Source organism: Bradyrhizobium centrolobii (genome assembly GCF_001641635.1).
In the GTDB taxonomy this organism is placed as follows: Bacteria; Pseudomonadota; Alphaproteobacteria; order Rhizobiales; family Xanthobacteraceae; genus Bradyrhizobium; species Bradyrhizobium centrolobii.
Genome location: NZ_LUUB01000032.1, coordinates 353 through 6,369, shown reverse-complemented (window position 1 = coordinate 6,369; position 6,017 = coordinate 353). Strand labels below are relative to the sequence as shown.

The 6,017-nt window shown below is 64.3% G+C and carries 9 protein-coding genes and 1 pseudogene; 4 read left to right on the top strand and 6 right to left on the bottom strand.

Annotation, left to right across the window (positions count from 1 at the left end; translation table 11 throughout):
- Nucleotides 1–142 precede the first annotated feature (142 nt).
- The gene (locus tag AYJ54_RS06760; protein WP_063697671.1) at nt 143–901 is read right to left on the bottom strand and encodes an SOS response-associated peptidase; all 759 of its coding nucleotides are present in this window, start codon (nt 899–901) and stop codon (nt 143–145) included.
- 63 nt (nt 902–964) lie between these two features.
- Between AYJ54_RS06760 and AYJ54_RS06755 the strand changes: the two genes are divergently transcribed.
- The 4 genes from AYJ54_RS06755 to AYJ54_RS06740 all read left to right on the top strand — a co-directional run bounded on the left by AYJ54_RS06755 (nt 965) and on the right by AYJ54_RS06740 (nt 2,834).
- On the top strand, nt 965–1,465 hold the full coding sequence (locus AYJ54_RS06755; RefSeq protein ID WP_063697669.1) for a hypothetical protein: 501 nt from the start codon (nt 965–967) through the stop codon (nt 1,463–1,465).
- Nucleotides 1,466–1,468: 3 nt separating this feature from the next.
- Nucleotides 1,469–1,909 carry an NUDIX hydrolase gene (locus AYJ54_RS06750; RefSeq protein WP_063697667.1) on the top strand — a complete coding sequence of 147 codons (441 nt, stop codon included), beginning with the start codon at nt 1,469–1,471 and terminating at the stop codon, nt 1,907–1,909.
- Nucleotides 1,910–1,955: 46 nt separating this feature from the next.
- A complete protein-coding gene (locus AYJ54_RS06745) occupies nt 1,956–2,333 on the top strand; it encodes a TIGR02301 family protein (RefSeq protein ID WP_063697665.1) in 378 nt (125 codons plus the stop codon).
- Between the two features lie 234 nt (nt 2,334–2,567).
- A complete protein-coding gene (locus AYJ54_RS06740; RefSeq protein ID WP_063697664.1) occupies nt 2,568–2,834 on the top strand; it encodes a hypothetical protein in 267 nt (88 codons plus the stop codon).
- A 180-nt stretch (nt 2,835–3,014) separates the two neighbouring features.
- On the opposite strand, the gene AYJ54_RS06735 is transcribed toward AYJ54_RS06740, so the two are convergent.
- The 5 genes and pseudogenes from AYJ54_RS06735 to AYJ54_RS06720 form a co-directional block, all read right to left on the bottom strand.
- The gene (locus tag AYJ54_RS06735) at nt 3,015–3,335 is read right to left on the bottom strand and encodes a cupredoxin domain-containing protein (protein WP_063697663.1); all 321 of its coding nucleotides are present in this window, start codon (nt 3,333–3,335) and stop codon (nt 3,015–3,017) included.
- Between the two features lie 10 nt (nt 3,336–3,345).
- Nucleotides 3,346–3,867, bottom strand: coding sequence for a DUF4142 domain-containing protein (locus AYJ54_RS06730; RefSeq protein WP_063697662.1), 522 nt, complete (start codon nt 3,865–3,867; stop codon nt 3,346–3,348).
- A 99-nt stretch (nt 3,868–3,966) separates the two neighbouring features.
- On the bottom strand, nt 3,967–4,659 hold the full coding sequence (locus AYJ54_RS06725; protein WP_063697661.1) for an RNA polymerase sigma factor: 693 nt from the start codon (nt 4,657–4,659) through the stop codon (nt 3,967–3,969).
- 158 nt (nt 4,660–4,817) lie between these two features.
- Nucleotides 4,818–5,096, bottom strand: a pseudogene (locus tag AYJ54_RS52070) (sulfurtransferase); the annotation flags it as partial.
- Nucleotide 5,097: 1 nt separating this feature from the next.
- On the bottom strand, nt 5,098–5,684 hold a 587-nt coding region (locus AYJ54_RS06720), incomplete at its 3' end, for a sulfurtransferase (RefSeq protein ID WP_245328922.1).
- Between the last annotated feature and the right edge of the window lie 333 nt (nt 5,685–6,017).

Here is a 6,017-nt window from a genome sequence, read left to right as displayed (position 1 = left end):
GCCGCACCAACAGGCCGGACATATGGACGCAAGCGATCCGATCAAACCTCACAAAGCTCTTGTGCCACGGGGGCCGTCCACATATGGGTCCCGGACCTGCGCTTGCGCTTGTCCGGGACGACAGCGGAGATTGTGGCCGCACCTAAAACAACGACCCCTGCCCGTCATCGGCCGACGTGGCCGCCGCCTTCCGCGCCAACTTCTTCGGCTTTGGCGCTTCCGCCTCCATCTCCTCGGCGCTGATCGGCAGGAGCAGCTGCGCGTCGTCGTTGGCGACGCGGTTGACGCGGGTGGAGACCGGGTGCCAGGCAAATTCGCCGATGCGCGGCGCAGCCATCAGCGGCAGCACGGCGTCGACCTCGTCGCCGCGGCTGTCGAGCCAACACTCGAAATCGCGCGGGCTGATGGTGACCGGCACGCGATCGTGCAGCGTGGCCAGATCCTCGCTCGCCGCCGCCGTGACGATCGCGACCGTGTCGAGCTCCTCGCCGTTCGGCCCGACCCACGTCTCGAACACCGCGGCAAAGCCGAGCGGCTCGCCATCGGCGCGGTGAATGAAGAAAGGTTGCTTGCGGCCGTCGATTGCCTTCCACTCGTAATAACCATCGGCCGGGATCAGACCGCGCCGCCTGCGAATCGCGTTCTTGAAGGCGGGCTTTTCCAGCACCGTCTCCGAGCGGGCGTTGATCAGGAGCGTAAATCCCCGGGGATCCTTGACCCAGTTCGGCAGCAGGCCCCAGCGCATCAGACGGAAGTGCCGCGCCCCGTTTTCGACCAGTACCACGGGAATCGGTTGCGTCGGGGCGACATTATACCGGGGCGGGAAATTCGGCTGCTCGATGTAGCCGAAGAGTTGCCGCAAAGCCGCGGGGGCCGAAGTTATGACGAAACGTCCGCACATCCTTGGGGGCCTATATAAGTTCCGTTCAGTACCTTTTAACCCCGAACGTTAACACTGCGGCCGATGAGCTCAACGGTCTCAGCACCCGCGCGGACACATGTACAGACGGGCCCGGAGGCTGAGGCCTGGGCCGAGCGCCTGCGCGTGGCCAACATCAACCCGCGGACCGGGCTTGCCACCGACTATCTGAACCATTTCAATGAAGCCGTGATGCTGCTCGAAATGGTCCCGGACATGCCGGAATGCGCGGAAGATTTCTTGACGTGGACGCCGCTGTCCTATGCCGAGCATTTCACCGCGTCGAACTTCAAGGCGCGCGATCTCGCGATCGAGGCCTATGAGAAGGCCGAGCCGTCCGTGCGCGCCCAGTTCGACCACATCACCGACACCATGACCTCGATCCTGACCGCGGTCGGCTCGGCCATGCGCGAAGTCGACAAGGACACGACCCGCGTCCGCCTCGCCGAGCAGGCCACCCTCTGGGTCAAGCCGCTGATCGCGGCCTGCGGCGGCATCATCAATGGCGGCGCGGAGGCCGACGTCGACAGCATCATGGCGAACTGAGTCATGGCCTTGGTCATCCAGCCCACCCATCCCCAGCTCGCGGTCAGCGCCGCGATCTTCCGCGACGGCAAGGTGCTGCTGGTCCGCCGCGCCCGCTCGCCCGGCAAAGGGTTCTATTCGCTGCCGGGCGGCCGGGTCGAGTTCAGCGAATCGCTGCACCAGGCGCTGAGGCGCGAGGTCGACGAGGAGACCGGGCTCGACATCGAGATCATCGGCCTTGCCGGCTGGCGCGAGGTGCTGCCGTCTACCGGCGGGGCCGGTCATTACCTCATCATGTCTTTTGCCGCCCGCTGGATCGCCAGGGAACCGGTTCTCAACGACGAACTCGACGATTTCCGCTGGCTCGCCCCCGATGCCCTCGCCAGCCTCGGCGACCTCAAGCTGACGGGGGGCCTCGAGGAGGTCATCCAGGCGGCGCAGAGCCTGCTCGGGCCCCGACGGTAGTTCCCGCGCCTTGCGTCCACCGTCTGGAGGAGGCATACACCGGCCGATGTCCACGCGATTTCTGGCCGTTTTTGCCCTGATTCTCGCCTGCGCCGCCGGGCCCGCCCGGGCCCAGGACGTGGCGGCGCCGTTCGACGCCGATTTGCAGCGGCTAGCCGAAATCCTGGGCGGGCTGCACTACCTGCGCGGCATCTGCGGGGCCAATGAGGGCAACAAATGGCGCAACGAGATGCAGGCGCTGATCGACGCCGAAACCCCTTCCGGCGAACGCCGCACCCGTATGATCGCCGGCTTCAACCGCGGCTATAACGGCTTCCAGCAGACCTACCGGAGCTGCACCCCGGCGGCCACCGTCGCGATCCGCCGCTACATCGAGGAAGGCTCGAAGATCTCGCGCGACCTCACGGCGCGTTACGCGAACTGACTTCTTCGTCATTCCGAGGCGGGACGAAGTCGCGTCCCGCAATGACGAGAGGTTAATGCGCCCCCTCACAATCAGGACCGGCTCTGAAATCCACGCGCTGGAACAACGACATCATCTTTGTACACCCCCGTTAACCTTTCCTAAAGATGTGGCCTAGGCGGCGTTAATACGCGTGCTACACCTCTCGCTCAGCGCGTCGCCGTGGATCGCGCCTCCAGCCTTGTTCCGAGTTTCATGAGCCAGTCGATTTCATTCGCCCCCGCCCGCGCGCCGCTGCCCGATCACGAGCAGAAGCAGGCCGCGCTCAGCTATCTCAACGAGGCCTGGGCCGAGGCGCGCCATGACGGCGTCGACGGCGATTGCCTGGCGCAGGCGAGCCTGTTCGCGGCGTTTGCCGAGCTCGTCGGCACCTATGGCGAGGACGCGGTGGCGAAGTTCGTCGAGGGGCTGCCCGGCCGCGTGCGCAACGGCGAATTCTCGGTCGGTATCGCGCGGCAGTAAGCCTGCCCAAAAATGACCCCGCCGCGCGGCGGGGCCAGTGTTCGGATGAATGACTTTGCGACAGGCGCGAAGTCTGCCGCGGTTATCGCACGGAAGCCGGCTTCCGCTGATAAGCATTAGTCTGGACCCGGTCGGGAGGTTTTCCCGAGGTGACCGGGAATGCGCGTTTCCACTCGCCTGTCACGGCTCGATCTTGAGAGTCGCTTTCATGTTGGGATGATAGCGGCAGTAATAATCGACCGTTCCCGCCTTCTTCACAACGAATGTCGCCGACTTCTTTGGCGGCAGCGTCACGTCAAAATCACCGTTCTTCGCGGTAGCGGTGTGGGCAAAGACGTCCTTGTTGACCCATTCGATGGTGTCGCCGACTTTCGCAGACACCTCAGCCGGCGATATCACGAGATTTTCCATCACGATCTGAAGGGTCGCGGCGTGCGCCGGGACGACCATGGACAGGAAGACGATCGCAAGCACGATCGCAGGCAGTCGCCCCGGCTTCATCGCGCGCTCCCTATTTCAGCTCCGCCGCGACGTGCTCGGCGTGCTGCTCATGGCCCTGGAAGATCTTCAGGCCGGTCTGCAACAGGCCCTTGAGTTCCGCATTGCTGGCGGCGGGAATGAGCTGGGTCTCCAGCGCGCTGTTGACCGTCTTGTGGTAGGCGACTTCGTTCTCGACATAGGCCTTGTCAAAGGCCGCGCCGTTCAGCTTGTCGAGCGCGGCAAGCTTGTCGCTCGCCTGCTTCGACAGCGTGCGGCTGGTGTCGTTGTCCTCAGGCGTCACGTGCAGCTTCTTGACCAGCGCAAGCGCCTGCTTGTTGACCGCCTCATGGTCGCGCACCATGTCCTGCGCGAACGCTTTCACGTCCTTGCTCCTGGCCTTCTTCAGCGCCTGCTTTGCCGCGTTGATGTCGATCACGCCAGCGGTGTAGGCGATATGCGCGATCTGGGGATCGGTCGGTTTGCCGGCTTGCGCCAGCGCAGGGCCGGACAGAAAGGCGATCGCAGCAATTGCCGCGCTCCATCGGACAAACATGTTTGATACTCCTGTGGTGCCGGCTTTTCCGGCGCGTTTCTTCACAGGGATTGGATGGTCATTTGCCGCGGAGGTTCCCGAAAAAAATCGGCGTTCCGCCTAGATTCCGAGGCCGAGCCGTCTCAGCACGGTCTGGGTCAAGCGCTCGCAGCGCTGACCGGCGAACGGAAACGCGTCCATCATCACCGGACCGATCTTCTTCTCGACGTTCTCGCGCAACATCGTACGGGCGCGGTGCAACCGCGTCTTCACTGTCTCCGGTTTGACGCCGAGCAGCTCGGCGGTCTCTTCCACATTCATCCCCTCCATCACGCGTGCGATGAAGACCATGCGGAAGGCTTCAGGCAATTCATCGACGGCGTGCTCGACGACGCGCTGGATCTCACGTTGGGCCATGGACTTTTCCGGATCGCCTGATGCGGAGGAAAGGGGAAACTGGATGATCTCGGCGTTGAGCGTCGCCTCCGGCAATGCTCCCAGTTCCACATGCGGCCTCCGGCCTCTCGCCCGGCCGAGCGCCTCGTTGATCGCGATGCGCGACAGCCAGGTCGACAGCCCGGACTCGCCGCGAAAGCCGTCGAGATGGGTGAAGGCCCGGACATAGGTCTCCTGCACCACGTCCTCGGCTTCGCTGTCGCTGCGCAGAATGCCGCGCGCGAGGCGATAGAGCCTGCGGTTGTTGGCCTGCATGATCAGGCGCAGTGCCGCCTCGTCACGGGCCCGCGCACGGTCGATCAGTCCGGCTTCGGATGACCTGGCTTCGCCGGATATGCCGGCTGCGGTCTGTTGCATGGGTTTCACGTGCCCGTCTCCATTTGACCCATTGGATGCACGTCTGCCGAAAAGGTTCCCGGCTTTTTACAGCCATGGAGATGGGGCCCCAAGCCCGGGGCCCGGATCAGCAGCGTCGCATGTCATGCTGCGCTGCGTCCGCGGCATAGCCGTTGTCTTCAATCGGTCTCGATCGGGAGCGTCGGGTCCCTCGCCCATTCCCCCATTGAGCCGTCATACAGCGTGAGCTTGTCGTAGCCGAGCTGCGTCAGCAGGAAGAGATCGATGGTGGCGGAGATGCCGCCGCCGCAATAGCAGACCACGGTCTTGTCGCGTGTGATGCCTTGCGCGGCAAACTTCGCCTCGGCATCGGCCAGCGTGGTCAGCGTCTTGTCGGCGGCGTTGACCAGCGTGGCCGCCGGAACGTTGACGCTACCGGGAACGCGACCCGGCCTGCCNCTCGGCTCCAGCCCGCGATGAAATTGCGAACCGAGCGCGTTGACGATGACCGTCGCGGGATCGCCGATCCTTGCCACCACCGTGGATTTGTCGACGAAGAAGCCGGCGCGCGGCGCGGCCTCGAAGGTCGATGCCGGATATCCCTTCGGTGCGCCCGTCTCGACCGGGCGCCCCTCGGCCTTCCATTTGTCGAAGCCGCCGTCGAGCACGTGTGCCTCGACGCCGAGCGAACGCAGCATCCACCAGAACCGCGTCGCCCACATCATCGTGCCGATGCTGTAGAGCACGATGGTCTTGGACGCATCGAGGCCGTGACGGCCGAAGGCGGCCTCGAGCTCGGCGACACTAGGCATCATGAAAAGCGAAAGCGCGGAGGTGTCGGAGAACTCGCCTTGCAGATCGAGGAAATCGGCGCCCGGAATGTGGCCGGCCTCGAACGTCTTGTCGCCGGGCACGGCGATATAAGGTACGTCGCTGCCCTGCGGCACGGGCTCGTTGTAGGTCGTGCAGTCGTAGATGCGCAAATGCGGCTCGCCAATCATGGCGGCGAGCTGTTCAGTGGTGATGAGGGATGCCGGTCGGGTCAATGTCACCTCACAGTGTGGAGCCGTAGCCCGGGTGAGCGTAGCGAAACCCGGGACCGACCCAAAGCGAAATCCCGCATGGCGCTGCGCTCACGATGACAGGGTTGTAGAACCCGATCCCTCCCCAACGTCGTCCCGGCGAAGGCCGGGACCCATATGTGGACGGCCCCCGTGGCACAAGAGCTTTGTGAGGTTTGATCGGATCGCTTGCGTCCATATGTCCGGCCTGTTGGTGCGGCGTGTTGGGCCGCTGGCCAAGAGGGTTTCCGCGACGCGAGTTCCAATCAACCACGCGACCTCGTTCGGCCGATGGGTCCCACGGATTTGCTCGCATCT